At 67.9% G+C, this 26,638-nt stretch carries 25 protein-coding genes; 18 read left to right on the forward strand and 7 right to left on the reverse strand.

Features of this window, described 5'->3' with window-relative positions:
• Window positions 1-4: 4 nt before the first annotated feature.
• The 3 genes from E5CHR_RS27865 to E5CHR_RS27875 all read right to left on the reverse strand — a co-directional run bounded on the left by E5CHR_RS27865 (window position 5) and on the right by E5CHR_RS27875 (window position 3,598).
• A complete protein-coding gene (locus E5CHR_RS27865) occupies window positions 5-1,366 on the reverse strand; it encodes a tetratricopeptide repeat protein (protein WP_162583023.1) in 1,362 nt (453 codons plus the stop codon).
• Between the two features lie 218 nt (window positions 1,367-1,584).
• Window positions 1,585-2,244: a type VI secretion system-associated protein TagF gene (gene tagF, locus E5CHR_RS27870; protein ID WP_162583024.1), complete on the reverse strand. Its 660-nt coding sequence runs from the start codon at window positions 2,242-2,244 to the stop codon at window positions 1,585-1,587.
• Window positions 2,245-2,602: 358 nt separating this feature from the next.
• A complete protein-coding gene (locus tag E5CHR_RS27875; RefSeq protein WP_232062217.1) occupies window positions 2,603-3,598 on the reverse strand; it encodes a CAP domain-containing protein in 996 nt (331 codons plus the stop codon).
• A gap of 289 nt (window positions 3,599-3,887) precedes the next feature.
• Here E5CHR_RS27875 and E5CHR_RS27880 point away from each other — a divergent pair, with 289 nt between their 5' ends.
• On the forward strand, window positions 3,888-4,262 hold the full coding sequence (locus E5CHR_RS27880) for a VOC family protein (RefSeq protein WP_162583026.1): 375 nt from the start codon (window positions 3,888-3,890) through the stop codon (window positions 4,260-4,262).
• A 128-nt stretch (window positions 4,263-4,390) separates the two neighbouring features.
• Here E5CHR_RS27880 and E5CHR_RS27885 read toward each other — a convergent pair whose 3' ends face one another.
• Window positions 4,391-5,440: a phosphate/phosphite/phosphonate ABC transporter substrate-binding protein gene (locus E5CHR_RS27885; protein ID WP_162583027.1), complete on the reverse strand. Its 1,050-nt coding sequence runs from the start codon at window positions 5,438-5,440 to the stop codon at window positions 4,391-4,393.
• Window positions 5,400-6,422 (reverse strand): phosphate/phosphite/phosphonate ABC transporter substrate-binding protein, encoded by a 1,023-nt coding sequence (gene phnD, locus E5CHR_RS27890; RefSeq protein WP_443083130.1) that lies wholly within the window; start codon window positions 6,420-6,422, stop codon window positions 5,400-5,402. The genes E5CHR_RS27885 and phnD overlap by 41 nt, the downstream gene beginning before the upstream one ends.
• Window positions 6,423-6,668: 246 nt before the next feature.
• Here phnD and E5CHR_RS27895 point away from each other — a divergent pair, with 246 nt between their 5' ends.
• The 10 genes from E5CHR_RS27895 to E5CHR_RS27940 all read left to right on the forward strand — a co-directional run bounded on the left by E5CHR_RS27895 (window position 6,669) and on the right by E5CHR_RS27940 (window position 17,296).
• Window positions 6,669-8,573 carry an ATP-binding response regulator gene (locus tag E5CHR_RS27895; RefSeq protein ID WP_162583028.1) on the forward strand — a complete coding sequence of 635 codons (1,905 nt, stop codon included), beginning with the start codon at window positions 6,669-6,671 and terminating at the stop codon, window positions 8,571-8,573.
• 134 nt (window positions 8,574-8,707) lie between these two features.
• Window positions 8,708-9,715 carry an ABC transporter substrate binding protein gene (locus tag E5CHR_RS27900; RefSeq protein WP_232062219.1) on the forward strand — a complete coding sequence of 336 codons (1,008 nt, stop codon included), beginning with the start codon at window positions 8,708-8,710 and terminating at the stop codon, window positions 9,713-9,715.
• Window positions 9,712-11,703 (forward strand): ATP-binding response regulator, encoded by a 1,992-nt coding sequence (locus tag E5CHR_RS27905; protein WP_174255758.1) that lies wholly within the window; start codon window positions 9,712-9,714, stop codon window positions 11,701-11,703. Before E5CHR_RS27900 ends, E5CHR_RS27905 begins: the two co-directional genes overlap by 4 nt.
• Window positions 11,704-11,993: 290 nt before the next feature.
• Window positions 11,994-12,284 (forward strand): hypothetical protein, encoded by a 291-nt coding sequence (locus tag E5CHR_RS27910; RefSeq protein ID WP_162583029.1) that lies wholly within the window; start codon window positions 11,994-11,996, stop codon window positions 12,282-12,284.
• A 78-nt stretch (window positions 12,285-12,362) separates the two neighbouring features.
• Window positions 12,363-12,866: a hypothetical protein gene (locus E5CHR_RS27915; protein ID WP_162583030.1), complete on the forward strand. Its 504-nt coding sequence runs from the start codon at window positions 12,363-12,365 to the stop codon at window positions 12,864-12,866.
• Window positions 12,863-13,351 carry a CesT family type III secretion system chaperone gene (locus tag E5CHR_RS27920; RefSeq protein ID WP_162583031.1) on the forward strand — a complete coding sequence of 163 codons (489 nt, stop codon included), beginning with the start codon at window positions 12,863-12,865 and terminating at the stop codon, window positions 13,349-13,351. Before E5CHR_RS27915 ends, E5CHR_RS27920 begins: the two co-directional genes overlap by 4 nt.
• A gap of 121 nt (window positions 13,352-13,472) precedes the next feature.
• A complete protein-coding gene (locus tag E5CHR_RS27925; protein WP_162583032.1) occupies window positions 13,473-13,994 on the forward strand; it encodes a CDC27 family protein in 522 nt (173 codons plus the stop codon).
• On the forward strand, window positions 13,991-15,712 hold the full coding sequence (locus E5CHR_RS27930) for a hypothetical protein (RefSeq protein WP_162583033.1): 1,722 nt from the start codon (window positions 13,991-13,993) through the stop codon (window positions 15,710-15,712). The genes E5CHR_RS27925 and E5CHR_RS27930 overlap by 4 nt, the downstream gene beginning before the upstream one ends.
• Before the next feature lie 169 nt (window positions 15,713-15,881).
• A complete protein-coding gene (locus tag E5CHR_RS27935; protein WP_162583034.1) occupies window positions 15,882-16,841 on the forward strand; it encodes a LysR family transcriptional regulator in 960 nt (319 codons plus the stop codon).
• Window positions 16,838-17,296 carry a DUF2214 family protein gene (locus tag E5CHR_RS27940; protein WP_162583035.1) on the forward strand — a complete coding sequence of 153 codons (459 nt, stop codon included), beginning with the start codon at window positions 16,838-16,840 and terminating at the stop codon, window positions 17,294-17,296. Before E5CHR_RS27935 ends, E5CHR_RS27940 begins: the two co-directional genes overlap by 4 nt.
• A 72-nt stretch (window positions 17,297-17,368) precedes the next feature.
• On the opposite strand, the gene E5CHR_RS27945 is transcribed toward E5CHR_RS27940, so the two are convergent.
• Window positions 17,369-17,731, reverse strand: a complete 363-nt coding sequence (locus tag E5CHR_RS27945) for a PsiF family protein (protein ID WP_162583036.1) — start codon at window positions 17,729-17,731, stop codon at window positions 17,369-17,371.
• Between the two features lie 126 nt (window positions 17,732-17,857).
• Here E5CHR_RS27945 and argS point away from each other — a divergent pair, with 126 nt between their 5' ends.
• The 7 genes from argS (at window position 17,858) to E5CHR_RS27980 (ending at window position 25,899) form a co-directional block, all read left to right on the forward strand.
• A complete protein-coding gene (gene argS, locus E5CHR_RS27950) occupies window positions 17,858-19,543 on the forward strand; it encodes an arginine--tRNA ligase (protein WP_162583037.1) in 1,686 nt (561 codons plus the stop codon).
• A gap of 14 nt (window positions 19,544-19,557) precedes the next feature.
• The gene (locus E5CHR_RS27955) at window positions 19,558-20,289 is read left to right on the forward strand and encodes an SPOR domain-containing protein (protein ID WP_162583038.1); all 732 of its coding nucleotides are present in this window, start codon (window positions 19,558-19,560) and stop codon (window positions 20,287-20,289) included.
• Between the two features lie 85 nt (window positions 20,290-20,374).
• Window positions 20,375-21,019, forward strand: a complete 645-nt coding sequence (locus tag E5CHR_RS27960; RefSeq protein ID WP_162583039.1) for a thiol:disulfide interchange protein DsbA/DsbL — start codon at window positions 20,375-20,377, stop codon at window positions 21,017-21,019.
• Between the two features lie 185 nt (window positions 21,020-21,204).
• On the forward strand, window positions 21,205-21,891 hold the full coding sequence (gene lptA, locus E5CHR_RS27965) for a lipopolysaccharide transport periplasmic protein LptA (protein WP_162583040.1): 687 nt from the start codon (window positions 21,205-21,207) through the stop codon (window positions 21,889-21,891).
• Between the two features lie 14 nt (window positions 21,892-21,905).
• Window positions 21,906-22,688, forward strand: coding sequence for an LPS export ABC transporter ATP-binding protein (lptB, locus tag E5CHR_RS27970; protein WP_162583041.1), 783 nt, complete (start codon window positions 21,906-21,908; stop codon window positions 22,686-22,688).
• A 14-nt stretch (window positions 22,689-22,702) separates the two neighbouring features.
• On the forward strand, window positions 22,703-24,292 hold the full coding sequence (locus E5CHR_RS27975) for an RNA polymerase factor sigma-54 (protein ID WP_162583042.1): 1,590 nt from the start codon (window positions 22,703-22,705) through the stop codon (window positions 24,290-24,292).
• A 2-nt stretch (window positions 24,293-24,294) separates the two neighbouring features.
• Entirely contained in the window at window positions 24,295-25,899 is a 1,605-nt protein-coding gene (locus tag E5CHR_RS27980) for a phospholipase D family protein (protein WP_232062220.1), read from the forward strand.
• 63 nt (window positions 25,900-25,962) lie between these two features.
• On the opposite strand, the gene E5CHR_RS27985 is transcribed toward E5CHR_RS27980, so the two are convergent.
• Window positions 25,963-26,631, reverse strand: coding sequence for a YceI family protein (locus E5CHR_RS27985; protein ID WP_232062221.1), 669 nt, complete (start codon window positions 26,629-26,631; stop codon window positions 25,963-25,965).
• Between the last annotated feature and the right edge of the window lie 7 nt (window positions 26,632-26,638).

The following is a 26,638-nucleotide window of genomic DNA, read 5'->3' on the forward strand; positions in this document are numbered from 1 at the left end:
TCTGCTAGGGGGCCAGCGGTTCTTTTCTGCATGACACCACCCAGCCCTCCACGGGCTGGCCGGCCTCCACGCGCAGGTGTGCGCGCTCCAGCCCTTCGACCATCAGGTCGGCGGCTGCGAGCGCTTGGCGCAGGTAGCCCTCGCAGTGGCTGTAGCGGCCGTGCGCGTGGAGCTGGAAGCCGGTGCCCTCCTCGCCGGCCAAGGCCTCGACGGTGAAGAACAGCCAGCCGCCCGGCCGCAGCACCTTCGCCGCGGCCTGGAAACAGCGGTCAAGAGCGCCGAAATAGATCAACACGTCGGCCGAGACGATGAGATCGCAGGAAGCGGGCTCGGCGTCTTCGAGAAAGGCGGTCAGCTCGGCCTTCGTCAGCGTGTCGTACACCTCCCGCAGCCGTGCCTTGTCGAGCATCGGCTGCGACAGGTCGACGCCGGCCAGGTGGCGCGCGTACGGCGCGATCAGCGGGCCGCACAGGCCGGTGCCGCAGCCGGCATCCAGCACGTCGAGAGCGCCTCCAGGCTCGCCCAGGCGCTGCCTCGCGGCTTCGGCCAGCTGCGCCGGCCCTCGGTAGGCCAGCTTCTCCAGCGTTTTGTCGAAGGTACTGGCAAAGGCATTGAAGGTGCGCTCCACATAGGCCTCGGCTGCACGCTCCGGCACAGCCTCGCCCGAGCATCCAGCGAGGTGGTGCAGCGCCGTCGGATCATCGGGGTCCCGCGCCAACCACTCGCGATAGACCTGCGCCGCTGCGTCCAGCCGTCCGAGCCTGCGGTAGATCAGGGCCAGCAAGGGACGCGCCAGCGTGAGCTCCGGGTCCAGTCGCAACGCCTCGTCCAGGCAGCTTCGTGCCTCCTGACTGCGTGACAGGCGCAGCAGCACGCGCCCGAGGTTGGCATGGATTTCGGCCCTGCCGGGGTCGAGTGCGACGGCACGGCGCAGCGTGGACTCCGATTGCGCGAGCCGCCCCCGCTCGGTCAGGAATACGCCAAGATTGTTGTGAATGTCGGCGCGCTCCGGCGCCAGCCGCAGCGCCTCCTCGTAGGCCTCGCCCGCCGCGTCCGGCTGCTCGGCCAGCAGCAGCACGTTGCCGAGGTTGATGTACCAGCCGAACTGCTCCCCGTCGAGGGCGATGGCGGCGCGGATCAGCGCGATCGCCCGCGCGTGGTCGCCGCGCTGGTGCGCCGCCAGCCCCGTGAAATGCAATGCATCGGCATGCTCCGGCACTGCCGCGAGGACGCGCTCGTACGCTTGCTCGGCTTCGTCGAACCTGCCGGCTTCGTGCAGTTTCCGGGCCAGGACCCACTCCAGCGCGGGGTCGAACGGATCTGCTGGCGGTGTAGGTTGGACGATGGCGTGCGAGGGGTTGCTCATCCGCGTCTGCTCCTTGTCATGTGGCGACGGTGAGTGGCTGCCACACCCGATCAGTTCCGCGACGAGGCGAATCTCTTCGCATTCAGAAGCCGCAGGCGAACTGCCCCTCGGCGCGTAGCTGCACCCGCTCGAACGGCCTGCCTTCCATCATCCGGCTTGTCCATCTGGCAGCGCACGCCGGCCCCGGCAGAGCAGAGGCAAAGCGAGCAAAGCACCCGTCACAGCCCCGTCTCCTGCCGCAACCCCGAGTCCGCCCCAAAGCCAAACAGCGCCTCGAACTGCTCGTCCTGCGGCAACCCCTGGCTGGTCATCCCCGGCCCGCGCTCGGCGCCTGGATCGGTGAACCACAGCGAATGCCCGACTTCGGGCAGCGCCAACAGCGGATGCGCCTGCGCAGCGGCGTCGTCCGTGCCCGCCTCGTCCGCATAGCCGGCGAACAGTTCCTGGAGCCGCTCATCGAAACGCAGCGCATCGAAGTCGTGCTCCAGGCCCTCGAGCGCAGCCTGCGCGGCCAGGGCCCACCAGTACTTCGTGCGCGCCAGCACCTCGCCCTGCAGCTCGGTGCGCGACGACACGAGCTCGGCTGCCAGCGTCAAGGGAAAGTGGCGCCCGATGGCGTCGACCGAAGGCATCAGCACGCCGAGCCAGCTGCGCCCATCGATCACGCCTTCGCTCAGCACGAAGCACCACAGCGGCGCCTTGAGGTAGCGCTCGATCCAGTCGGGATGCCGCGCGCGCAGCCGGGCGAGGCCGTGTTGCAGCCAGCGGTCCCAAGGCTCCCGGAAGAGTGCAGGCATGCGGCGTTGCGTCACGTCGCCCATGCCGGGCAGCTTGCCGAACCAGCCCGGAGCAGCAGTGGCCCCTTCGTCCTGAATCATTTGATAGCCCCCACGCTTGTCACTTCGTGCACTGCGATGCCCCTCGAGGGGGCCTTCGCGTCTTCGGGCGACCGGGAGGCGCCGGCGTGGACCATGCATGGGCCGTGGCGATCCGCAACACCCCGATGGCGTGCATGGTCGGCATGGCGTTCGCTTTGCTGCAGGTGCTGGGGCTGCAGCAGCATCCCCTCGCTCCAAACCACTTTAGTTCGCCAGGTCATCCACGCTCCGTTGATGGCGGGCCGTCCCGCCGGGGTAGGAAACATCCAGTTTCCGGCGCGACGGGGTGCGCGGCAAATCTGGCTAACGGCCTAGCCAAGGGCGACGGAATAGTGCGAAGGGGTTAGTCGGGCGCCGCTCAGCGGGCCGCGCCGGCACCGGTGGTGAAGTTGAAGGTCTTCTCGAAAGCTGCGCCATCGTTGGTCCCGGCGACGTTCACCGTGTAGCTGGTGTTCGGCATGAGGGACGCGTCGGGAATGAGCACCGCCTGATGGGACGCCAGCACCGCGTTCGGATCGCTGTCCCTGGTCAGCGCCGGGCGCAATGCGACGGGCGTGCGGCCCGACAGCGTGGTCATCCTGGCCGAGGAGATCGCGAGCGTCTGTCCGCTTCGCACCGCGACCACCACGCCCGGGCCGAGAGGACTGGCCCGCAGGTCGCGGCCCGGGACCGGGTTGGGCGTTTCGTTGGTGATCTCGTAGAAGACACCGGTCGTCCCCTCACAGGGGTAGGTGAGCACCTCGTCTCCTGCGGGTTCCTGGCGGCCTGCCGAGCGCGTGAAGCCCAGGTTGAACTGCTGCACCGTGCGTGGTCCCCGGTTCGCGGTGGTGCCGAGCTGGTCGCTGCCCCGCAGTGCGATGCCGACGTCGCGGTAGCCGCTCAGCATGCCGAGCTGGTGGTATGGCAGCGCGAGCAGCGCCCGCACGCCGAAGACGCCCGTACCTGCGATCGAGCCGGAGTAGAACAGCGTCGAGATCTCTTCGCCGACGCCGCCCGGCACATAGCCCGCGGCCACCACCCGGTCCAGCGGAGTGACACCGGTGAAGCCGGGCGTGCCCGATGCTTCGGTGTGGCTCAGTTGGTTGTTCAGGATCTGCCAGTCCGCATGGGCCTGCGCGGCGGTGTCGAGGCGGGCGTTCTGCGCGAGCAGGCCGAAGCCGCAACGCCCGCGCTCGGCGTTCAGCAGCTGGAGCGCCTGCTGGCCTTCCGAGCCTGCGCCATAGGTGTCCGGCCCGACGGCCGTGACCAAGGTCGCGGATTGCACGCCGTCGCTGGGTGCAGTCGTCGCCGGTGGGCTCACGGGCGGGCTGACGGCGGTTGTGCCGGTGTTGCCAGACGGCGTCGAGGCGAGCATCGGGAGCGCGCCTGCGCCACCTCCACTACCTCCGCCGCCGCACGCCGCGACGGCGGCCAAGGAAAACGCCGCAATCGCACGGCCGAATACGTTGTAAGAAGGGAACCGGAACCGCTTGCAAATCATGGTTACATCACCTCACGCGCGGCTTCTCTGCCCTGTCAGCGCGCGGCCATCGTTCGTGTAAGGGCGGCACCACGGCGCCTTCGAGCGGCACGGTCCGACGTCTTGCACCGGCAAGCCGTCGGGCTCGCAAAATGCGATCTTCAGGCTCAACAGGAGAAAAGCCATGCTTCAGAAATCCCCCATGTATGCCTACATCCCCGCGAAGGACGTCGACCGCGCGCGCCAGTTCTACGAACAGAAACTTGGGTTCGAACCCAAGATGGAGATCGCCGGCGGCGTGGTCTACGACTGCGCCGGCGGCACCAGCTGCTTCCTGTACCCGACGCCCAACGCCGGCACCTCGCGGGCCAGCCAGGCCTTCTGGCAAGTGGCGGACATCGAGAGCGAAGTGGCCGAGCTGAAGAGGCGCGGCGTCGTGCTCGAGGACTACGGGATGCCGGGGCAGGACGCCAATGGGATCGTGAACCAGGGCGGCGCGAAGGCCGCCTGGTTCAAGGATACGGAGGGGAACATCATGGCGGTGATACAGGGGGAGTGAACGGGAACCGCCCTGCAGGCGGATGGTTCGACTCGCCGTGCGCACGGCTTCGAAAGGGCCGGATTGTGCGGCGCACTATCGCAACATTGGCAGCGACGTCAGGAAGAGTGATTGCCGCGACCGCAAGCTCACGGCGCGCCACGCAGCGCTGCCACCTGCTGCGCGTAGCTGCGCTCGATGTGCTCGAGCCTTGCATCGCGCGCCGACTGGCTGACCCATTTCGCGTTGAGCGCGCGTTGCCGGGCTAGCTGATAGTCCAGGGCCGCCGTGGACAGCAGCGCGCTGTTGTCCTGCGCCAGGTAGCCCAGCGGCGCTTGCAGTTGCTTCAGCACCTCGCGCTCGGCATCGCCCCGGAGCCCGCGGGGCCGGCCGTAGCCCACCAGGAAATTCTGCACCTGCTTCTGCAGCGCCGCGGACCGGTCGCGCCGCACCACGAACAGGGCCGGCGGCGTGGGGCCGGATTCCCAGATCACCTGCAGACGCGCCGCCTCGACCGGAAACTGCTGCCTGAAACGCTCGAAGTCGGTGGTGTTGTTGGTCGCCACGTCGGCATCGCCGTTCGCTACTGCCAGCGCCGTCCCCTGGTGGGTGTCGACCAGTTCGCTGCGGAAGCGCTCCATCGCGATTCCGTGAGGAAGGAAGAGCTCCTGCTGCGGAACGATGAAGCCGGAGATCGAGCGGTTGTCGCCGCGGGCAAGACGCCATCGCTCGGGGGAGTCGAGCAGTTCCTTCAGCGTGCGGGGCGGCGCGTCCTTGCGGGCCAGCAGCACGGCCCGATGTGCGGACACCCCTGCGTGGCGCTTGACCTGGGCCACGACGTTCATCCGCTGCTGAGCGACAGCGTCGAGCGCGAGCTTGGCCGACAGCAGGGCGAAGTCCACCTCGCCGCGCCGGATCGCCTGGTCCAGCGATTCGTAGGAGCTCGCGGACAGCACGGTCACGGGCCGGCCGAGCCCGCGGCTCAGGTCGTTCAATAGCGGCGTCCAGCTCTCGCGCGACTCGAGTGCGCCGCCGATCGGCAGCACGCCGAAGCGCAGGGGAGCCGCGGCCTCGGTGCGCGTGCCCTGCGCGAACGAGGCAGCCCCAGGCACTGCGAGCAGCACCACCGCGGCCAGGAAACGCCGCCGGGCCACGGCTTCAGGGTGCGCTGCCGCGCAAGACAGCCAACTGCTCGGCATAGCCACTTTCGATGCGCTGCAGCCGCGCCTGCCGCGCGGCCTCGTTGACCCACTGCGAAGTCATCGCGCTCTGGCGTGCCAGCTGGTAGGCCAGCTTGGCCGCCGGCAGCAGCGAGGTGTTGTCGGCCGGCAGGAAGCCCGCCAGGTCGTGCAGCGACCTGAGCACGACGCGCTCGGCATCGCCGCGCGGGCTCTTGCTGCGCCCGTAGTCGACCAGGAAGTCCTGCACCTTTTTCTGGAACTCGGGGCTGTAGTCGCGCCGCACGACGATCTGCGCATGCGGAATCAGCTCCGATTCCCAGATCACGTGGAGGCGTTCGGCCTCCACCGGGAACTGGATCCTGAACCGCTCGAAGTCGGCGGTGTTGTTGGTGGCAACGTCGGCCTCGCCGTTGGCCACCGCCAGCGCAGTGGCCTGGTGCGTGCCGACGAGCTCGCTCGCGAAGCGCGTCTCCATCACGATGTGGTTGGGCAGGAAGAGCTGCAGTTGCGGCACGATGAAGCCCGAGACCGAGCGGCTCTCGCCGCGCGCCAGCCGCCAGCGCTCGGGCTCGGCCAGCAAGTTCTTGAGCGTGTTGCGCGGTCCGGTCTTGCGCGTGAGCAGCAGGGCGCGGTAGCCCGGCAGGCCATCGTGGCGCGTAACCTGCGCGACCACGTTCATGCGCCGCTGCGAGACGGCATCGAGCGCCATCTTGCCGGAGAGGAAAGCCATGTCGACCTGGTCGCGCTGAATGGCCTGCTCCAGCGCCTCGTAGGAGTTGACGGAGAGCACGCTCACCGGCCGGCCGATGGCACGGCTCAGGTTCGCCAGCAGCGGCTCCCAGTCGTTGCGCGATTCGAAGGCGCCACCCAGCGGCAGGATGCCGAAGCGCAGCGGTGTCGAGTCCGGTGCGGCAGCGGTCTGCACGGGAGCGGCGAAGGGCAGGGCCAGCAAGGCGGTGATGATGCAGCGCCACATCAGCGCAGGCAGGCGCCGTGCCATCATGCGCAAACGCCCGGCGGGGTGCCACGCAGTCAACACGGGAAATGCGCCATGGGCGGCATGAACAGGGGCCTGCATCTTTCTGGGAACTACGTCGGGCTGGGCTGCGCTGGCAACGGGCTGGTCAAAGCTGCTCTCTAGAGAACACAATTAGAAACCAACTTTGGCAGATTCCGTGACATTTTCCGCTGGCCACGTCTCTCGGTCGAAGCCCCGGCGCCACGCCGGCGCCCGACCGCTCCAACGATGAATTGGCCGTTCCGCGCCCTGCGCCTGCTGGTGCGCCTCACGCTGGCGCAACAGCTGGTGCTGCTGGCGCTGCTGCCCGCCACCGTGGCCACGCTGGGCGCCATCGCGGTGCTGACGCGCCAGCACCTCGCGAACGTGACCGAGCTGATGCGCGCCAACGCCCAGACCGTGGCGCTGCAAGTCGCCACTGTCGCGCAGTCGCAGTTGCAGCGCGTGGACCGGCGCGCGCTGCAGCGCACCGCCCAGTCCGGCAGCTACCAGCCACACGTGCAGCAGGTGCAGATCTGGTCGGAAGACGGCGAGATCCTGGCCAACTCCGAGACCCAGGACCGCGAGCGCGGCGAGGGCCTGCAGGTGGTGGCGCCGATCGTGGCCGATGATGGTCGGCACGCCGGCAAGGTGATGGTGGAGATCAGCCTCGACGCGGTGAAGCGCGCCAAGCGCTCGGTCTGGCTCAACGTGGTGCTGGTGTTGGCGGCCAGCCTGGTGGGCGTGGGGCTGGCTGGCTGGTGGGCGGCGCGCCGCATCAGCGCACCGATCCGGGCGCTCGGCGAGGCGGTGGACCGGCTGGGCGCCGGCGAGGAAGTGCAAGTGGCGGTCGAGGGCACGGCCGAGGTGCGGCGGCTGCAGCACGGCTTCAACGAGGCCGCCGCCGCGCTGTCGGAAAGCCGCTCCCTGCTCGAAAGCCGCATTGCCCATGCCACCGCCGAGCTCGCCAGCAAGAACCAGCAACTCGAGGTGGCCAGCCAGGCCAAGACGCGGCTGCTGGCCGCTGCGAGCCACGACCTGCGCCAGCCGCTGCATGCGCTCACGCTGTTCTCCGACGGGTTGGCCAACGGCGAGACCGACCCGGTGCGCCTGCAGCGCATCGGCCACATCCGCGAGTGCGTGGACTCGCTGGACCGCCTGTTCTCGGGCCTTCTCAATCTCTCGCAGCTCGATGCCGGTGTGCTGCAGCCGCAGTGGGCGGATTTCGCACTCGACCAGCTGTTCGACGAGATCAGCCGCAACTTCCGTCCGGTGGCCGAGCAGCAGAACCTGCGGCTGGTGGTACGCAAGACAGAGCTGTGGGTGCGCAGCGACTACGTCATGCTCTCGCGCATTCTCAACAACCTGGTGTCGAACTCCCTGCGCCACACCACGGCGGGCGGCGTGCTGGTCGGCGCTCGGCAGCGCGGGCGCAGCGTGCGCATCGACGTGGTCGACACCGGCGTGGGCATCGCGCAGCACCACCAGTCGCGCGTCTTCGAGGAGTTCTACCAGGTCGAGCCGCAGCCGCGCCAAGGCCGCGATGCCCGGGGCATGGGGCTGGGCCTGGCCACCGTGCAGCGGCTGGCGTCACTGCTCAACACACAGGTCGAGCTGAGTTCGCAGCCGCACAAGGGGACCTGCGTGCGCGTGCTGGTGCGCGGCGCCGATCCCATGCTGCCGGCGGCGGGCACCGCACCGGCGGCCGCGGCGGCCGAAGAGGAGCCGAGCCTGCGCGACGTGCGCGCACTGGTGATCGACGATGAGCGCAGCATCCTCGAAGGGCTTCAGGTGGTGCTCAGCAACTGGGGCGCCGAGGTGATGACCGCGCAGACGCGCAGCGAGGCGCTGGCTTTCGCCGACAGCTGGGAGCGGCCGCCCGACCTGGTGGTCAGCGACCTGCTGCTGCAGGGCGGCGACAACGGCCTGGAAGTGCTCGCCGCGCTGGAGCGCCATCCGCGCGGCATCGGCGCGTCCACCGCACGCCTGCTGGTCACCGGCGAGACCAAGCCCGACCGGCTGCGCGAAGTCGCCAGCGCGGGCGTGGCCGTGCTCTACAAGCCCGTGTCGCCCAAGCTGCTGCGGCAGGCCATCGGCGCGCAGCTGGCGGCGGTGCGCCAGACAACTGCCGCCGAGATACGAAATAAGGCATAGGCCGAGAGGCCGCGAACTTCTGCGCTCGACTGCGCAATGCGCACGCCTGCGGGCCCGACATAAGCCCTCTGCCTTATCGCGCGGAAAGAGCCGGCTCCGTACATTGGCTGCATCACCCACAGCCGGTGCACTTCATGTTCGTGAATCCTTTCTCTTGGCTCCTTCCGGGGCTGCGCGCCATCGCGGCCGCGGCCTGCGCGGCGATGTTCGCCGCCGGCGTGCACGCAGCGGGACTCACGGTACTGCTGGCCGACGATAACGCGGCGCACGCGGAATTCGTGCGCCTGCTGCGCGAGTCGCAGGACGCGAGCAGCCGCTTCGAGCTGGTGCGCCTGCCCGCCGACGGCATGCACGCGGATCGCGTCGCGGCCGGCGGTGAGGACCGCGTGACCGCGGGCGTGCGCACCCGCAGCCTGCGCCCCCGCCCGCCCGTTGACGTGCCGGTCACCATGGCAGTCGGCGTGGCCGCGGCGCGCAACGCGATCGAACGGCCCGGCCAGGACCCGCTGGTGCTCGCCATGCTGAGCCGTCTCGACTACGAGAGGCTGAAGGGCAACCCCGCACTCAAGCGCGGCGACCGCCCCGTCGCAGTGCTGCTGAGCGAGCCGGCGATGGCCGACCAGCTCGTGCTCATCGATGCGGTGCTGCCGCAGAAACGCCGGCTCGGCGTGGTGGCCACGGCCGAATCGGAGCCGATCGTGCGCGAATTGCAGCGCGCCGCCCAGGGGTGGGACCTGCAGATCGAGTACGCGCCGGATGCCAGGTCGCTGGCCTCGGTGCTGCGCACGCTGGTGCTGCGCAGCGATGCGCTGATGGTGCTGCCCGACCTGATCGGCGACAGCCAGCCTGCCACGCTCTCGGTACTGCGTGCCGGCGCCACGGCCGGCTTGCCGGTGTTCGGCACCAGCGACGGCCTGGTGCGTTCCGGCGGGCTCGCGGCTGCGGTATCCACGCCCGGGCAGCTCGCGCAGCAGGCGCGCGCGCTCGGGCAGAAGCTGGCCATCGCCCCTGTCGCTGGCGGCCTGCTCGTGGAAGCGGCGACCCCCTCCACCGTGCGTGTCAATGCGACCGTCGCGCGCGGGCTGGGGCTGCGACTGCCCGCGGAGCGCGAGCTCACGGAGCGGGTCACCGCCACTCGATGATTTCCTCCAGCCCGCCTCTGGCCGTGCCCACCGCGCGCCCCATCGATCCCGCTGCCGACGCAGGGGCGGTGGTCGTGGGAGGCAGCCTCCAGCGCGACCTGTTCCGGCTCGGCGTGGTGCCCTGCGCGGCAGTGGCGCTGGCGCTCACGGCCTGGTTTACCCACAGCCGGCTCGACACCCTGGAAGTCGCCTTCGATGCCGAGGGCCAGGCGGTGGCACGCCAGGTCGCCGCGTTGTCTGACCTGAGCCTTTATGCCGGGGACCTGCCCGCGCTTCAGAACGTGGCGAACGCGGCCCTGCGCGGCGGGCAGGTGACGCGGGTCGAGATCAGCAACAGCGCCGGCATCTACGTGACTGCCGGCTCCAAGGCCGCCTCCATGAGGCAGCTGCGCATGTTCACCGCGCCGGTGACGCTGCGCGAAGCCTCCAAGGCCAGCGCCTTCGCGCCCGAAGGCGCGACCACCGCGGGCGAGAAGCCCATCGGCCTGGTGCAGGCCTTTCGCGATACCACGGCCTACGCGCACGAGCGCACCCGCTCGCTGATGGCGGGCATTGGCATCGCGATGATCGCGCTGATCGCTGCCTGGGCGTGGGTGCGCCATACAGCGAGGGCCGTCGCACAGCCGCTGCGCCGCATCTCGCGCACCGTGGCCGCGCTCGAGGCGGGTCAGTTCGATGCACGCTGCAAGGTGGTCGCGCGCGAGGGCGCCGTGGCGCACGCAGAGGGACAGAAGCGCGGCCGCCGCGCACAGCACGAGCTCGCCAGCCTGGCGTACGACATCAATCGCCTGGCCGAGCGCCTGCAGCGCAACCGGCAACAGAGCGAGGAACAGGTGCGCGAGGCGACTGCCGTCGCGCTGCAGCGCATGGCGGAGGCCGAGCAGGCCGCCCTCTCGCGCGCCCGCTTCCTGGCGGCGGCCAGCCATGACCTGCGGCAGCCTCTGCATGCCATGGGCCTGTTCATCGATGGCCTGCTGCCGACCGCCAGTGCGACGCAGCGCCCCGCCGTATTGCGGCTGCAGGAAGGCGCCGAGTTCATGGGCGTGCTGCTCGACGACCTGCTGGAGATCTCGCGCCTGGATGCGCAGGTGCTCACGCCGGCCATCGGCAACGTCTCCCTGGCGATGTTGTTCGACCAGCTCGGCGCCCAGCACGCCGCGCGCGCCGCCGCGTCGCAAGTGCGGCTGGTGTGGCAGGACCGTGGCCTTGCGGTGCGGTCCGATCCTGCGCTGTTGCTGCGCATTCTTGGCAACCTGGTCGGCAATGCGATCACGCACAGCGGGCTTGAAGGCACCGTGCTGGTGGCGGCGCGGCGCCGCGGTGAACGGGTGCGTATCGAGGTGCGCGACAACGGCGTGGGCATCGCGCCGATCCACCAGGCTCGCATCTTCGAGGAGTTCTACCAGGTCGCGAACACCGAGCGCGACCGGCGCCAGGGCTTTGGCCTCGGGCTCGCCATCTGCGCTCGTGTCGCCGCGCTCCTGGGCACTCGGATCGGGCTGCGCTCGGCGCTGCAGGCCGGCAGCACCTTCTCGCTGGAGCTGCCGGCTGCCGATCCACGCGACGTGCCGCCGCCGGCACCGGAACCAGTGGCCATCTCGCCGCTGGCCGGGCTGCGCTGCCTGGTGGTGGACGATGATCCGGCCATCCTCGACGCCACCCGCACGCTGCTCACGCAATGGGACTGCGAAGTCGAATGCGTGGACAGCGGGAGCGAGGCGATGCGCCGCCTGGCCGACGCTTCGACGCCCATCGACGTGCTGCTGTGCGACCTGCAGTTGTCCGACGCCGAGGACGGCATGGAAGTGATCGAGGCCGCGCGCCGCCTGCAACCCCACGCCTTGGCGGTGCTGGTCTCGGGCGCCACAGGGCCGGAGGCGCTTCAGCGGCTGCGCCGGGGCGGGGTGACGCTCCTGACCAAGCCGGTGGCTCCGGCCAAGCTGCGGGCGTTGCTCTCGACGCGCCGCGCCGGACGCATGACTGCCTGAGCCGGCGGCGGCCGAGCCCGCCGCGCCTCGAGACTCGACCTCGAGTCTCCCGGACGCGGGAACCGGGGCATTACAACGGTTACTTATCGATTCGAGGCTTGGCTGGATGCAATGCCAGGTTCCTGTCGCATTGGCATTCCGTGCGATGAACATAACCCAGAGGATTCGACTTCTTGCACTCCGCATCATCGGCTTTGGGGCACTTCTGTGCCGCCGTCTCGCCAACGCCAAACAGCAATCAGCCACTTCAGACCCGCGAAGAACAATCGCCGACTCCTGGCAGGGTTCCCTTGCCACTGGTCGACTCGTGCTCGCATCCGAAGGCAGAGCAGCCGGCTGGCGAAGCGCAGAAGCCGCAGATCTCCGGCCCTCCCGCTTTGGAACGCATTCCGATGTCGCTCGGCGCGGCAAGACCCTGGGAGCCCCACTTCAAATGCCTTGAAAGCGCCATTGCCATTGGCGTCGTTCCCAATGTCGTCGAGTTCAACTACGTGATCTTTCTTTGTGGAAGCAACAATCGCTTCGACAAGGCAAGGGACGTCGTCGCCCTGATGGACAGACTGGGGGTCAAGCCGAACTAATGCACCATCGGCCTATTGCTCGCGGCGTGCGAAACCCAGGCACGTGCCGACAGGACAGCGGCCATCCTGCACGCCGCAATGACCGATGGCATCTATCAGAAGTCGCTCGGCTACGACCCCGTCAACAACGTCCTGGACTTTCACAACGCGAAGATCCTGGTCGATCCGGACACTCTCGTTTCGGGTGGTGTCAGCGTCGCGGTGGCGAAGGCCGTGTTCGCGCATCACCTCGGCGCCGGGAACATCGGCCCGGGCACCTTGTACGTCGTCGGTTGTCACGGCGAGGACCGCATCAAGCATGCTGTCGCCCAATGCATCGCGGACCAGGGAGGCGTGCCCGTGGAACAGCCCAAGCCATGGGGGACCAACCCCGGTGCGCTCCTTTGGGCTCCAGCACGACCGAACGCGCCAACGGAGCAGACGAGTGCCGTAATGTCGCCTCCGCCGCGGCTGAACCCGGAGGCACGGGAATTCGTTCCACGGTCGACGGGCCCATCGAACCTCGGGGCGCCTCGCGTCGTTTCCTCACTCAATCGAAGCGCCGCCGTGTTCGTCCCTTACGGCGAGCACAAGCCGACATGAAGGAAGCAGACTCCGCGCATCCCTTCCTGGATCTCGTCAACGGCTTCTACCGGCATGCCGGGCATGACGCGCCGGTGTTCGAGTTCGATCCGCGCGTCGCCGTCGCATTTGAGACTTGCGTGGAGGACGTGCAGTTCAGTGTCGGCTACGACCCGCTCAGCGGGCCAACGTGCATTTTCGCGTATTGCGTGTTCGGCGTGGTGCCGCTGGCCACCGACGCAGCAGCGCTGCGTCGCCTGCTGGCGCTCAACATCTCGATGGCGCAGCAGTACAGCGCGACTTACTGCATCGACGACAGCACGCAAGAACTGGCCTGCTACCTGCGCATGACCCTGGACACCGATGCCCAGGCCCTGCACGCGGCACTGGTGCAGATCGCACGGTTGGCGCAACGGTGGCGGCGCGATGGCTTTGAAGCAAAGGCGCAAGACCTTTCGTCGATGCACAAGGCAGGAGAGCCGCCGGCGTGGACGGCCTTCGCCTGAGCATGGAGATGAGCATTCTTTTCAGAAAGGAGTTGGACTTGGAACCAGGAAGCAGCAATCGAACACGCCAGCCCGCGGGCCACCGCCGGGTCGATCTCGACCGCGAAGAAGGGTCCCGCCGATGATCGATCTCATTGCCGACCCCGAGCTCTCCGCCACCGTGCGGAGCTCTCTACAGCGGCTCCATTCGATTTCCAGACGCAGCCCTCCGGAGACCGACAGCCCGCCTTCGCCAGCCGACGCCAGCACGCTGTTTGCACGTGCCGAGCAGCTTTGCACAGGAGAGGACTACCGCTGCGCCCTACCGCTGGCCATGGAGCTCTTCATGGCCCTGCCGCATGAGCCGAGCGCGGCCTTCCTGCTCGCCACTTGCCTGCAGCGGCTGGAACAGCCCGCGCTGGCGGCGCGCCTCTTCCAGATGTGCACTGCGATGGAGGGCGACAAGCCGACGCCAGGGGCATTGTTCCGGGCCGGCGAGTGCCTCGTGGCCATGGGGGAGAAGGATGAAGCGCTGACCGCTTTCGAAGCGGCCGTCGAAATTGCGCGCTCCGACGCGCGCCACTCGGAGATCCAGGCCATGGCGCAGGACAAGGCCAATGCCTTGCGCTCTCTGGAAGTCCCCATTCTTGGAGAAATCAAATGAATCCGACAACGTCTGTAGCAATCCGCACAATCAAGCCCCTGCCCGGGGCGGGAAGCATGGGCGCGAATATTTGCCGGCGCACGACTGTCAACCTGGAGGACAAACCGCAGGGGCCATGGTCGCTCGGCAAAGCGTCGCACGGGGAACAAGTCGCCACGGAAGTCGCAAGGTTGAAGAAGGTGACGCAGCTCGCCAGCCAAACCGGACAGCGATCGATTCCTGGCAAACCGCTGTTCTATCCCCTGATAGTGGAAAAGCGCGGCGAGCTCGCCGTCGCTGGGCACATCTTGGTGGACCCTAACGCTCCGGGTGGCTACCACTGGAGCGAGCCGAGCCGGGCGAAGATCGATTTCGGTTTGGAGCAGCCCATCGAATTGCGCAACAGGGGCATTCTGGTGGGATATGCGGCTCCGGATGTCATCACAGAACCCCTTTTGCAGGATGGGACCGCCCTCGGTACGAGGATCGCCAACCTCGTTGCCCATCCCGTCCTGAAGCTGCTTCCAGGCGGCGGGGCAACGGTTGTCGGATACCTGCCCGACGGTCCGGAGGACCAGTTGATCATCTCCCACGACTGGACATTTCACGGCGACGTCTCCTCGCTCGTCCAACGGCGTGACAAGGTCTGGGTCGTCCGGGCAGACGCCGCGGAATTGGATTCGGAGAGTCTGCCTGAGCTCTCGAAGGAGGACAGCACCGAGTCCGACCCGGACGATGGCGACCTTGCCATCCCAATGAACCCGATCAACCGGCGCCAGCCACCGCTGGGACGCGAGACACCCGAAGGCTATGAAGCCGTCCTCGACGCGAAGGGCAAGATTCTTGCGTATGCGAGAGTCGACGAATACGGCGACTTCATGACCCACGACGGCACGCCGCTCCCCGGGAATCTGCGCGTCGTGCGCAATGACGTCGGGACACTCACCACCGAGAAGTGCTCGTTGCTCCCTGACGACTCCAACGACTCCAACGACGATGTCTCTGAGGTGAGCTTGAGCGAATCCAGCACACGATCCTCGTCGTCGGTGCTCGACCTGAGCACGATTGTTCATGTGGATCTACAAGGGGAAGACAATGCATCCCCTGTGAGCCCAAATTCGAGTCTGATAGAAGAGGTCAAGATAGAAATTTTGCGGACCGTTCAGTTGGCGATCACCTCGCACGACGAGGCCGAAACAAAGCAAAAATGCAACTTGCTGAAGTGGACTGCCGTTGTCTGCATGATCGTGTGTGTTGCCGGCGGGCTGACCGCTGCAACCGCTGTCAAGATGGCAGCGGACGCGAATCTGAAGGAGCAGGAAGACGACTTCATTAGCGCGACGATCAACAAGATCGCCGAGTGCTTGGTAGCGCAGGGCATTGATCCGGCTGCTGCGGCAGCGCACGCCAAGGATTACGTGGTTCAAATCGCAGCCGACTACATCAAAGAGGAAGGCGGGAAATTCGAACTCACCGATCACGGTAGGCGCTTCAACGCGGGGGACGTTGCTGGTGTGACGTGCGGCCGATGCCTTGCATCCGATATCGACTTCAACTACATCGAAGGTAGTGTGATGGCGAAGCGGTTCGAAATGTGGGTGCAAAACATGCAGATCAAGTTCATTAACGCCCTTGACAATGGACGCCGTCCTGCAGGTGTCGCTGCGCTGAGTGTGCCCCATGCCTTGATCGCCACCATGCTGCTGTTTGCGCTGGAGATGGCCGGCCTGTTGGGTTGACCCGCGAATCCGCTGCGCCACCTCCGGCGCGAGGAGGAAAGGCTCCAGGAGTCTGCGCGCAGCTTTCTGAGGCCGCCGGGAAAGGACGGGCTGCCTTGCGACGACGACGACGGCCCTCGGGCTGACCCCCTTCGGAGCGCTGCCGTCGGGCTCCGGATAATCCCCGCCGATGGACCGCCTGAAGCAACTCGAATCCTTCGTCGCGATCGCCGCCCGCGGCAGCCTCACGGCCGCCGCCAAGGCCGAGGGCGTGGCGCCCGCCATCATGGGCCGGCGCCTCGATGCGCTGGAGGAGCGGCTGGGCGTCAAGCTGCTGTTGCGCACCACGCGCCGCATCACGCTCACGCACGAAGGCAGCGCCTTCCTGGAGGACTGCCAGCGGCTGCTGGTCGAGCTCGCCAATGCCGAGGCCAGCGTGAGCGCCGGCGGTGTCAAGGCCAGCGGCCACCTGCGGGTGACGGCGCCCGCGGGCTTCGGCCGGCGCCATGTGGCGCCGCTGGTGCCGCGCTTCCACGCGTTGCATCCGGAAGTCACGATTTCGCTCAACCTCAGCGACCGCGTGATCGACGTGGCCGGCGAGAACTTCGATTGCGCGGTGCGCGTGGGCGACCTGCCCGACTCCTCGCTGGTCAGCCTGCGCCTGGCTGACAACCGCCGCCGCTGCGTCGCCACGCCGGAGTTCATCCGCCGGCACGGGGCGCCGCGGCACCCGAACGAGCTGTCGCGCTACGCGTGCCTGACCCTCTCCAGCGACGCTTCGCAGACGCGCGGCTGGGCCTTTCGCGTGCCGGCCGAGGCGGGCGAGCACGAGGTCGTCTACCTGAAGCCGAGCGGTCCGCTGGACTGCTCCGATGGCCAGGTGCTGCACGACTGGTGCCTGGCCGGCCACGGCATCGCCTGGCGCAGCACCTGGGAGGTCGAGGCCGAGATCGACGCCGGGCTGCTGGTGCCCCTGCTGGACGAGTTCGCCGCGCCGCCCAACGGCATCTACGCCGTCTTTCCCGAGCGCAAGCACCTGCCGCTGCGGGTGCGGCTGTGGCTGGACTTTCTGAAGGCGCAATATGCGCGGCCCGAGTTCTGGGGCGGCACAATCGCTGCGCCCGCGACTTCAATGGAAAGAACCCGATGACCCTCGAAGCGATCCTTGCGTACGTGCATTTCCTGGCCATCCTCACCATGGTGGTCTTCATCGCCAGCGAGGCCGCCCTGTGCCGCGTCGAATGGCTGAACGCGGCGGCGGTCGAGCGCATCGCACGGGTCGACATGGTGTACGGGATCGCGGCCATCGCCGTGCTCCTCAGCGGCGTCGCGCGCACCTGGTGGGGCATGAAGGGCACGGCCTGGTACTGGACCAATCCGCTGCTGCACGTGAAGCTGGGGCTCTTCATCATCGTCGGGGTGCTCTCGATCTTCCCGACGCTCACGTATTTCCGCTGGCGCAAGGCAGTACGCGCCAGCGGCACGCTGCCCGATGCGGCCGAGATCAAGAAGACGCGCAAGCTGGTGATGATCCAGGCCCACCTGATCGCCCTGATCCCGCTCGTGGCCGTGTTCCTGGCGCGCGGATTCGGCGCGCGAGGGTAGCGGCAGTCGCCGACATGAAAAAGCCCCGCCGGACAGGGGCCCGCGAGGCCTCGGTGGTCGAAGCGACGAAACTCAGGCCGCCGGCTTGGACGAGAGGCATTCCTTCATGAAGGCCTTGCGCTCGTCGCCCTTCAGCGTCTTGGCCTTGGCGTCGGCGTTGCAGGTCTTCATTTTGTCCTGCTGCGTCACCGGCTTGGCCGAGAGGCAAGACTTCATGTAGGCCTTTCGCTCGTCTCCCTTCTTGTCGCCGGCCTCCTTGTTGCAAGTAGTCATCTTGCTTTGCTGGGTGGTGGTGGGGGCATTGGCGGTAGGCGAGGTCGGAGTGGGGGCCAGCGCCGGAGCGGTCTTGGCGGCCGGAGCGGCCTTGTCCTGCGCGTGCGCGGCTCCGATGGAAAGACAGGCGGCCATAACCATCAGGGGGAGAAGCTTCTTCATGGTGTGATGTCCTCGGGTGGGTTGTGAAGGCAGCCCCGGCCGGGGGCCGCCCATGCTAACGGGTGCCCCGCACCCGCGGATGACGTCGCCGCACAAGTGCGGGTTTGCCCCCGGTAAAATCCCGCGATGCTATTGGTCAAACAGGCGCTGCTCGCGGCACTCGCGAACACGCTCGAATCCCTTTCCCCCGGCGCCGGCGCCAAGGCGGTCTTCGAATCGCCCAAGGTCGCCGCCCATGGCGACCTCGCCTGCACGGCCGCCATGCAGCTCGCCAAGCCGCTGGGCCGCAAGCCGCGCGAACTCGCCGAGGACATCAGCACTGCGCTGCGCGCCACGCCGGCGTTCCAGCAATGGGTCGATGCCATCGAGATCGCCGGCCCGGGCTTCCTCAACATCCGCCTCAAGACGGCTGCCAAGCAGCAAGTGGTGCACGAGGTGCTCGCCGCGCGCGAAGCGTTCGGCCGGGAGCCCGGCACGGGCGAACGCGTGCTGGTCGAGTTCGTCTCCGCCAATCCCACCGGCCCGCTGCACGTGGGCCACGGCCGCCAGGCGGCGCTGGGCGATGCCATCTGCAACCTGCTCGCCACGCAAGGCGCCCAGGTGTATCGCGAGTTCTACTACAACGATGCCGGCGTGCAGATCCAGACCCTGGCCACCAGCACCCAGCTGCGCGCCAAAGGCTTCAAGCCGGGCGATCCGCAATGGCCCGAGCAGGCCTACAACGGCGAGTACATCGCCGACATCGCCGAGGACTTCAAGGCGAGGAAGACGGTGCGTTCGGACGATCGCGAATACACCGCCAGCGGCGATGTGGAGGACATCGATTCGATCCGCCAGTTCGCGGTGGCCTACCTGCGCCACGAGCAGGACCTGGACCTCAAGGCCTTTCAGGTGCGCTTCGACAACTACTACCTCGAGTCCAGCCTCTACACCAGCGGCCGGGTCGAGGCCACGGTGAAGAAGCTCGTCGAGGCCGGCAAGACCTACGAACAGGACGGCGCGCTCTGGCTGAAGTCGACCGACTACGGCGACGACAAGGATCGCGTGATGCGCAAGGGAGACGGCAGCTACACCTACTTCGTGCCCGACGTCGCGTATCACATCGCCAAGTGGGAGCGCGGCTTCCACAAGGTGGTGAACATCCAGGGCACCGACCACCACGGCACCATCGCACGCGTGCGGGCCGGCCTGCAGGCCGTCGGTACGTTCGACAAGCTGGGCATTCCGCCCGGGTACCCCGACTACGTGCTGCACACCATGGTGCGCGTGATGCGCGGCGGCGAGGAGGTCAAGATCAGCAAGCGCGCCGGCAGCTACGTCACGCTGCGCGACCTGATCGAGTGGACCAGCACCGACGCCGTGCGCTTCTTCCTGCTGAGCCGCAAGCCGGACACCGAGTACACCTTCGACATCGATCTGGCGCTGGCGCAGAACAACGACAACCCGGTCTACTACGTGCAGTACGCCCATGCGCGCATCTGCTCCGTGCTGGCGGCCTGGGGCGGGGACGCGGCGGCACTTGCGCAGGCGGAGCTTTCGCCGCTCGAGAGCCCGGCCGCGCAGTCGCTGCTGCTGATGCTGGCCAAGTACCCCGACATGCTGGCCGCCGCTGCCGAAGACTTCGCGCCGCACGACGTCACCTTCTACCTGCGCGAGCTGGCCGCGGCCTACCACAGCTACTACGATGCCGAGCGCATCCTGGTCGACGAGGAGCCGGTGAAACTGGCCCGCCTGGCGCTGGTCGCCGCCACCGCGCAGGTGCTGCACAATGGCCTCGCGATTCTCGGCGTGAGCGCGCCGCGCAAGATGTGATTGCTACTCTCACCATGACTCAAAGACGACAACGCGGCAACATCGTCATCGGCCTGATCATCGGGCTGGTGCTGGGCCTCGGCGTGGCACTGGGCATCGCGGTCTACGTGACCAAGGTGCCCATTCCCTTCATGACCAAGACCCAGCGCGGCGGCCCCGAACAGGACGAGGCCGAGGCGCGCAAGAACCGTGACTGGAACCCCAACGCCCCGCTGGCCGGCAAGGCCGGCGCCGTGCGTGCGCCGGAGCCTCCGGCCACGCCCGCGGCACCCGCGGCACCGCCGCCTTCTGCCGCTGCCCCCGCTGCGCCGCAGCCTGCCCCCGTCCCCGTGGTGGTGCCGCCCACCGCTCAGCAGCAGCAGCAGCAACAACAACAGCGCGCTGCGCGGCCGCCGGTGCCGGCCGAATCCAATGCACTGCCACCATCGAGCGACCCCATCGGCGATCTCGCGCGCGCCCGTTCCGGCGCAGGCGCCACCACGGCCGCCGCCCCGCCCAGCAGCAGCGATCCCTTCATGTACTTCGTGCAGGCCGGCGCCTTCCGCACCCCCGAGGACGCCGAGACGCAACGCGCCAGGCTCTCGCTGATGGGCGTGGAGGCACGCGTCACCGAGCGCGAGCAGGCCGGCCGCACCGTCTACCGGGTGCGCGCGGGGCCTTTCAACAAGAAGGAAGATGCCGACCGGCTCAAGGACAGGCTCGACGGCGGCGGCCTCGAATCCGCCCTGGTGCGCGTGCAGCGCTGAGCCTTTGTCTTTTCACACCTGCGTAGTCCCGGGGAACTCCGGCGCCATCGCGGGCTCTGTCAGCCGCACAGGAGAACCTTTACACATGAAACGCCGTGACTTTTCGCTGGCCGCCACCTCGCTGGGGCTGCTTCCTCTGATCTCCCCCGCGCACGGGCAGGCGCTGGCGCCCAAGGCGGGCACCGACTACGCGGTGCTCGACAAGCGCGTGCCGGTCGATGCACCGGCCGGCAAGGTCGAGGTGATCGAGTTCTTCTGGTACAACTGCCCGCACTGCAACGCGTTCGAGCCCGCGCTCGAGAGCTGGATCAAGAAGCTGCCGCCGCACGTGGCCTTCAAGCGCGTGCCGGTCGCCTTCCAGGCCAGCTTCCAGCCGCAGCAGAAGCTCTACTACGCGCTCGAGGCGATGGGCAAAGTCGACGAATACCAGCTCAAGGTGTTCAACGCCATCCACCAGCAACGCCAGAACCTTTCAGGTGAGCAGCAGATCATCGACTGGGCCGCCGCCAACGGCCTGGACAAGGGCAAGTTCACCGAGCAGTACAAGTCCTTCAGCGTGGCTAGCAAGATCCAGCGCGCCAAGCAGTTGCAGGACGCCTACCAGGTGGCAGGCGTGCCCTCGATCGGCGTTGCGGGCCGCTGGTATGTGGATGGCGATCTCGCAAAGAGCATGGAGCGCGCCCTGCAGGTCACCGACTACCTGGTCGGCGAAGCGCGCAAGAGCGCCTGAGTCGGCTCCGTTCCCGCAGGAAGCCCGCCTTGGCGGGCTTTTTCATCGCGGCTGCCCCAATGAAAACGCCCTGCGAGGCCTGCGGCCAGCTCAGCAAGAGAAGCATGGCGGAGCCGTCATCATCCGGGTGCCCCGAAGTCCGATCCGCGAGGCCGCATACAATTCTCAGCAAGTTTCGTGCCTTTATGACTTTGTTTGCATTTCCCTCCAGCCCCATCCACCTTTGTCGTGCTTTCGTTTTCGCCTCGATGCTGGCCGGGCTTGTCCCGCTGGCGCAGGCCGAGAAGGCCGACCGCACCAAGCCAATGAACATCGAGGCCGATGCGATGCGCTATGACGACCTCAAGCAGACCAGCGTCTTCACCGGCAACGTGGTGGTGACCAAGGGCACGATCATCATCCGCGGAACCCGCATCGACGTGCGGCAGGATCCGGAGGGCTACCAATACGGCGTGGTCACCGCGGCGCCCGGCAAGCTGGCCTACTACAAGCAGAAGCGCGACGCCGGCACCGACGAGTGGATCGAGGGCGAGTCGGAGGTGATCGAGTACGACAGCCGCGCCGACAACGTGAAGTTCATCCGCCGCGCCGTGATGCGCCGGCTTTACGGCGCCACCGTGAACGACGAGAGCAGCGGGCCGCTGATCGTCTACGACCAGAGCAACGACACCTTCACCGTCAACGGCTCCTCGCTGCCGCCCAACGCCGGCGTCGCGGCGCAGGGCGGGCGCGTCCGGGCCATCCTCACGCCCAAACCGGCGGCCTCCGCCCCCGGTGCCGGCAGCCGGCCGGCCACGGCGCCTGCCGCCGCACCAGCAAGCGGCAGCGGACTGCGCTCGACCACCACGCTCGGCGGGGAAGAACGCAAGTGAGGGCAGACCCAGAGATGGCCGTCCACCGCGCCGGCGACGCAACGGGCAGCCGCCTCGAGGCGCGCGGCCTGCAGAAGACCTACGGCAGCCGCAAGGTGGTCAAGGACGTTTCGCTGGGCGTCGACAAGGGCGAGGTGGTCGGCCTGCTGGGCCCCAATGGCGCCGGCAAGACCACCTCCTTCTACATGATCGTCGGCCTGGTACGGGCCGACGCGGGCGAGATCAGCATCGACGGCGTGCCCATCGCGCACATGCCGATCCACCGCCGCTCCCGCATGGGCCTGAGCTACCTGCCGCAAGAGGCCTCGATCTTCCGCAAGCTGACGGTCGAGGAGAACGTGCGCGCGGTGCTCGAACTGCAACGCGAGCCGAACGGCGACGGCCGGCCGCTGCCGCTGTCGAAGCAGCGCATCGAGGAGCGCCTGAGCGAGCTGCTGCACGACCTGCGCGTGGACCACCTGCGCGATTCCCCCGCGCTGGCGCTTTCGGGCGGCGAGCGCCGCCGCGTCGAGATCGCGCGCGCGCTGGCCACGCAGCCACGCTTCATCCTGCTGGACGAGCCCTTTGCAGGCATCGACCCGATCGCGGTCATCGAGATCCAGCGGATCATCAACTTCCTCAAGGAGCGCGGCATCGGCGTGCTCATCACCGACCACAACGTGCGCGAGACGCTGGGCATCTGCGACCACGCCTTCATCATCAGCGACGGGCATGTGCTGGCACAAGGTACGCCTTCGGAGATCGTCGACAACGCCGAGGTGCGGCGCGTCTACCTCGGCGAGCATTTCCGGATGTAGGGGCTCGCCATCCAATGAAGCAAGGGCTCTCGCTGCGTGTCTCGCAGCACCTGGCGCTCACGCCGCAGCTGCAGCAGTCGATCCGCCTGCTGCAGCTGTCCACGCTCGAGCTGAGCCAGGAGGTCGAGCAGATGCTCGACGAGAACCCTTTCCTGGAGCGAACCGCCGATGAAGCCCCGCGCGAGGAGTTCGGGCTGGAATCCGCCGACACACCGGTGCGCGAGGATGACCGCCAAGCCGAGGGGGAGAGCGAGTTCATCGCGGGTCCGGCCCCGGCTCCGATCGACAGTGCTCCGACCTCGGCAGCCGACAGCGAGACCGCCGCCACTGCCGAAAGCGCGGAGGGCGAGCCCGACTGGGAAGGCGACGGCACGGTCGACCTGGTGCCGGACGACAGCGAATGGGGCGGCGACGCGCCCGCGCGCAACAGCGGCACGGCCGACGGCGAGCGTCCCGATGCGACCGAGCTCGCCAGCAGCCAGGAGTCGCTGCAGTCCTTCCTGCACCGCCAGGCGCTGGCCTTGCGCCTGGAGGAGAACGACCGCGCCGCGCTGCGCTTCCTGATCGAATCGCTCAACGACGATGGCTACCTCGAGGACTCGCTGCCGTCTTTGGCCTCGGGCTTGGCCGGCGACGACAACGACCAGTTCGACGAACTGGTGCACCACTTCCAGGTCGCGCTCGGCCTGCTGCAGAGCCTGGAGCCGGTCGGCGTCGGTGCGCGCAGCCTGGCAGAGTGTCTCGCGCTCCAGCTGCGCGCGCAGCAGGAAGAAGACGACACCGAGGAAGACAGGCAGGTGCGCCGGACGGCGATTGCGGTCTGCAAGCAGCCGATGGAGCTGCTCGCCAAGCGCGACTTCAAGCGCCTTGCCACGCTCACCCGCAGCAACGAAGAGGAAGTGCGCGCCGCCCTGCAGCTGATCGCACGGCTGGAGCCGAAGCCGGGGCGCCGCTTCGCCAATGTCGAGCGCAACATCGTCATCCCCGACGTGATCGTCACGCGCATCGGCCACGGCACCAGCGCCAAGTTCCGCGTCATGCTCAACCCCGAGGTGATGCCGCGGTTGCGCGTGCACGACATCTACGCCGGCGCGCTGAAGGCGCACAAGGGCGAAGGCAGCCAGGCGCTCTCGCAACGGCTGCAGGAGGCGCGCTGGTTCATCAAGAACATCCAGCAGCGCTTCGACACCATCCTGCGCGTGTCCAACGCGATCGTCGAGCGGCAGAAGAACTACTTCGTCCACGGCGAGCTCGCCATGCGCCCGCTGGTGCTGCGCGAGATCGCCGACGAGCTGGGCCTGCACGAATCCACCATCAGCCGCGTGACGACCGCCAAGTACATGTCCACGCCTTATGGCACGGTCGAGCTCAAGTACTTCTTCGGTTCGGCGCTGGGCACCGAGACCGGCGGAAATGCCTCCAGCACCGCGGTGCGCGCGCTGATCAAGCAGTTCGTGAGCGCCGAGGACGTGAAAAAGCCGCTATCGGACAGCCAGGTCTCCGAGATGCTCAAGGAGCAGGGCATCGAGTGTGCGCGCCGCACCGTGGCCAAGTACCGCGAGGCGCTGCGCATCGCGCCGGCCAACCTGCGCAAGGCCTTGTAGCGATGCGCGTGCACCCGAGCTGCCTGCTGCAGTGGGTGCGCCTGGGCCTGGCGTTGGCGGCGGTGCTCTTCCTGGCCAGCGGCTGCGCCATGCTGCCCGCCGAGTTCGAGCGCACGCCCTCGAGGGCGGTGCCGCTGTCCCCCGAAACCGCGCTCGGCCGCATTGCAAAGAGCTCACAACCCGACCCTGACCTGAGCGGCTTCCGCCTGATGCCTGGCGGCGATTTCGCGCTCGACACCCGGCTCGAGCTCGCGCGCCGGGCCCAGCGCACGCTGGACGTGCAGTACTACCAGATCCACAACGACGAGACCGGCCGCTACCTGCTGCGCACGCTGCGCGATGCCGCCCAGCGCGGCGTTCGCGTGCGCCTGCTGATGGACGACCTGTACACCTCGGGCGAAGACGAACTGCTGCTGAGCCTGGCCGCCACGCCCAACCTCGAGCTTCGCCTGTTCAATCCTTTTCCCGCGGGGCGGGGCAGCATGCTCCGCCGCTTCTCGGCCTCGCTGCTCGACTTCGGGCGCGTCAACCGGCGAATGCACAACAAGCTCTTCATCGCCGACGGCGCGATGGCGGTGGCCGGCGGGCGGAACATCGGCAACGAGTACTTCACGCAGACCGCCGGCGCCAACTTCATCGACCTCGACACCTTCGTCGCCGGCGCGCTGATCCCGCGGCTGGCCAGCCTCTTCGACCAGTACTGGAACAGCGAGTACGTGCGCCCCCTCGAGACCGTGGTGGCCGCCTCCCTGGCGCGCGAGGAACGCCAGCGCCGCTTCGAAGCGCTGAGCAGCCCGCAGAGCACGCCGCCCCCGCGCCCGCCCGCACCCAACGACGTGCTGGGCTACAGCCCGATCGCGGAGGACATCAAGGCCGGCAAGCTGGACCTGATCTGGACCCGCGCCGAGGCCTACGCCGATTCGCCCGAACGCGTGATCGGCAAGCAGGTGACCTACGGCGGCATCCCGCTGCTGGACGTCGACAGCGTGCGCTACAACGTGATCGAGCAGATTCGCCGCGGCCGCTCCGACGTGACCATCGTCTCGCCCTACCTGATCCCCGGCAAGGGCGGGCTGGAGGCGATGCGCGAGGTACGCGGGCGCGGCATGAAGATCAGCGTGGTCACCAACTCCCTGGCCGCCACCGACGAGCCGGTGGTGCACACCGGGTACCGGCGTTACCGCGAAGACATGCTCAGGCTCGGCGTCGAGATCTACGAGCTCAGCTCGCAGCGCACCCGGCGCAGCGTGCGCCTGGGGCTATTCGGCACGCAGATCGGGCGCCTGCATGCGAAGTCGGCGGTGATCGACGGGCGCACGCTCTTCGTCGGGTCGATGAACTTCGACCCGCGCTCCGACGTCGTCAATACAGAGATCGGGCTGATCATCTTCAGCCGTGAAATGGCGCAACAGGTGCTCAAGCTGATCGAGGTGCTCAAGCAGCAGGGCGCCTACCAGGTGCGCTTCGCGCCCGGCACCGAACGCATCGAATGGGTCAGCGAGGAGGCCGGCGTCGAGCAGGTGCTGACCAGCGAGCCCGACTCCACCCTCTGGGATCGCGTGATGCTGGAGATACTGGCGCCGCTGGCGCCCGAGAGCTTGCTGTAGCCGGCGGTCGTCGCTCGTGGCCACGGCGCCGGCTGAAGCTCTTCGCTCGGCCGGAACTCGCGCTCAGCCCGGCCCGCCGGTGATGTTCACCGCCTCCACCTGCACCAGCAGCCGCACCTTGTCCTCGAATCCGAACGGAATGCCCCAGGTGATGCCCCAGTTGCTGCGCTCCACCGTCGTCTCGAAGTCGCCGCCGCAGACCTGGCGCTTGATGAGCGGGCTCAGGTAGCAACCGAAGCGGTTGGCCTTGAGCTTGACCGGCCGGGTCTGGCCCATCATGGTGAGCGAGCCGTCCACCTCGGCCACCTTGTCGCCGCTGAAGTCGATCCTGTCGGCCACGAAGCGGGCGACCGGGAACTCGGCGACATTGAAGAAATCCTTGCTCAGTACATGCCGATTGAGCAGATCGACGCCGGTGTTGATGGAGCCGATGTCCATCGTGATGTCGATCTTGCCGCCCTTGCCCGTGGCGTCGATCCTGATCGTGCCGTCCTTGGTACTGAAGCGGCCGCGGTTGGTGGTGGTGCCGTAGTGGCCCATCTCGTACATCACGAAAGTGTGCGTGGGGTCGACCACATAGCTCGCGCCCTTGACCGGTCCACCGGCCGGCTGCGCGGCCATTTCCGGCGCAGTCTGCGCAGCGGCGAGGGCAACGCCGGCCAGCAGCGCGGCGGCGCAAAGGGACTTGGTCAGCTTCATGGCGGGCTTGGGCATGGCGGTGATTGCGTGCATGGCGAGG

The sequence above is a fragment of the Variovorax sp. PBS-H4 genome (genome assembly GCF_901827205.1).
GTDB lineage: Bacteria > Pseudomonadota > Gammaproteobacteria > Burkholderiales > Burkholderiaceae_C > Variovorax.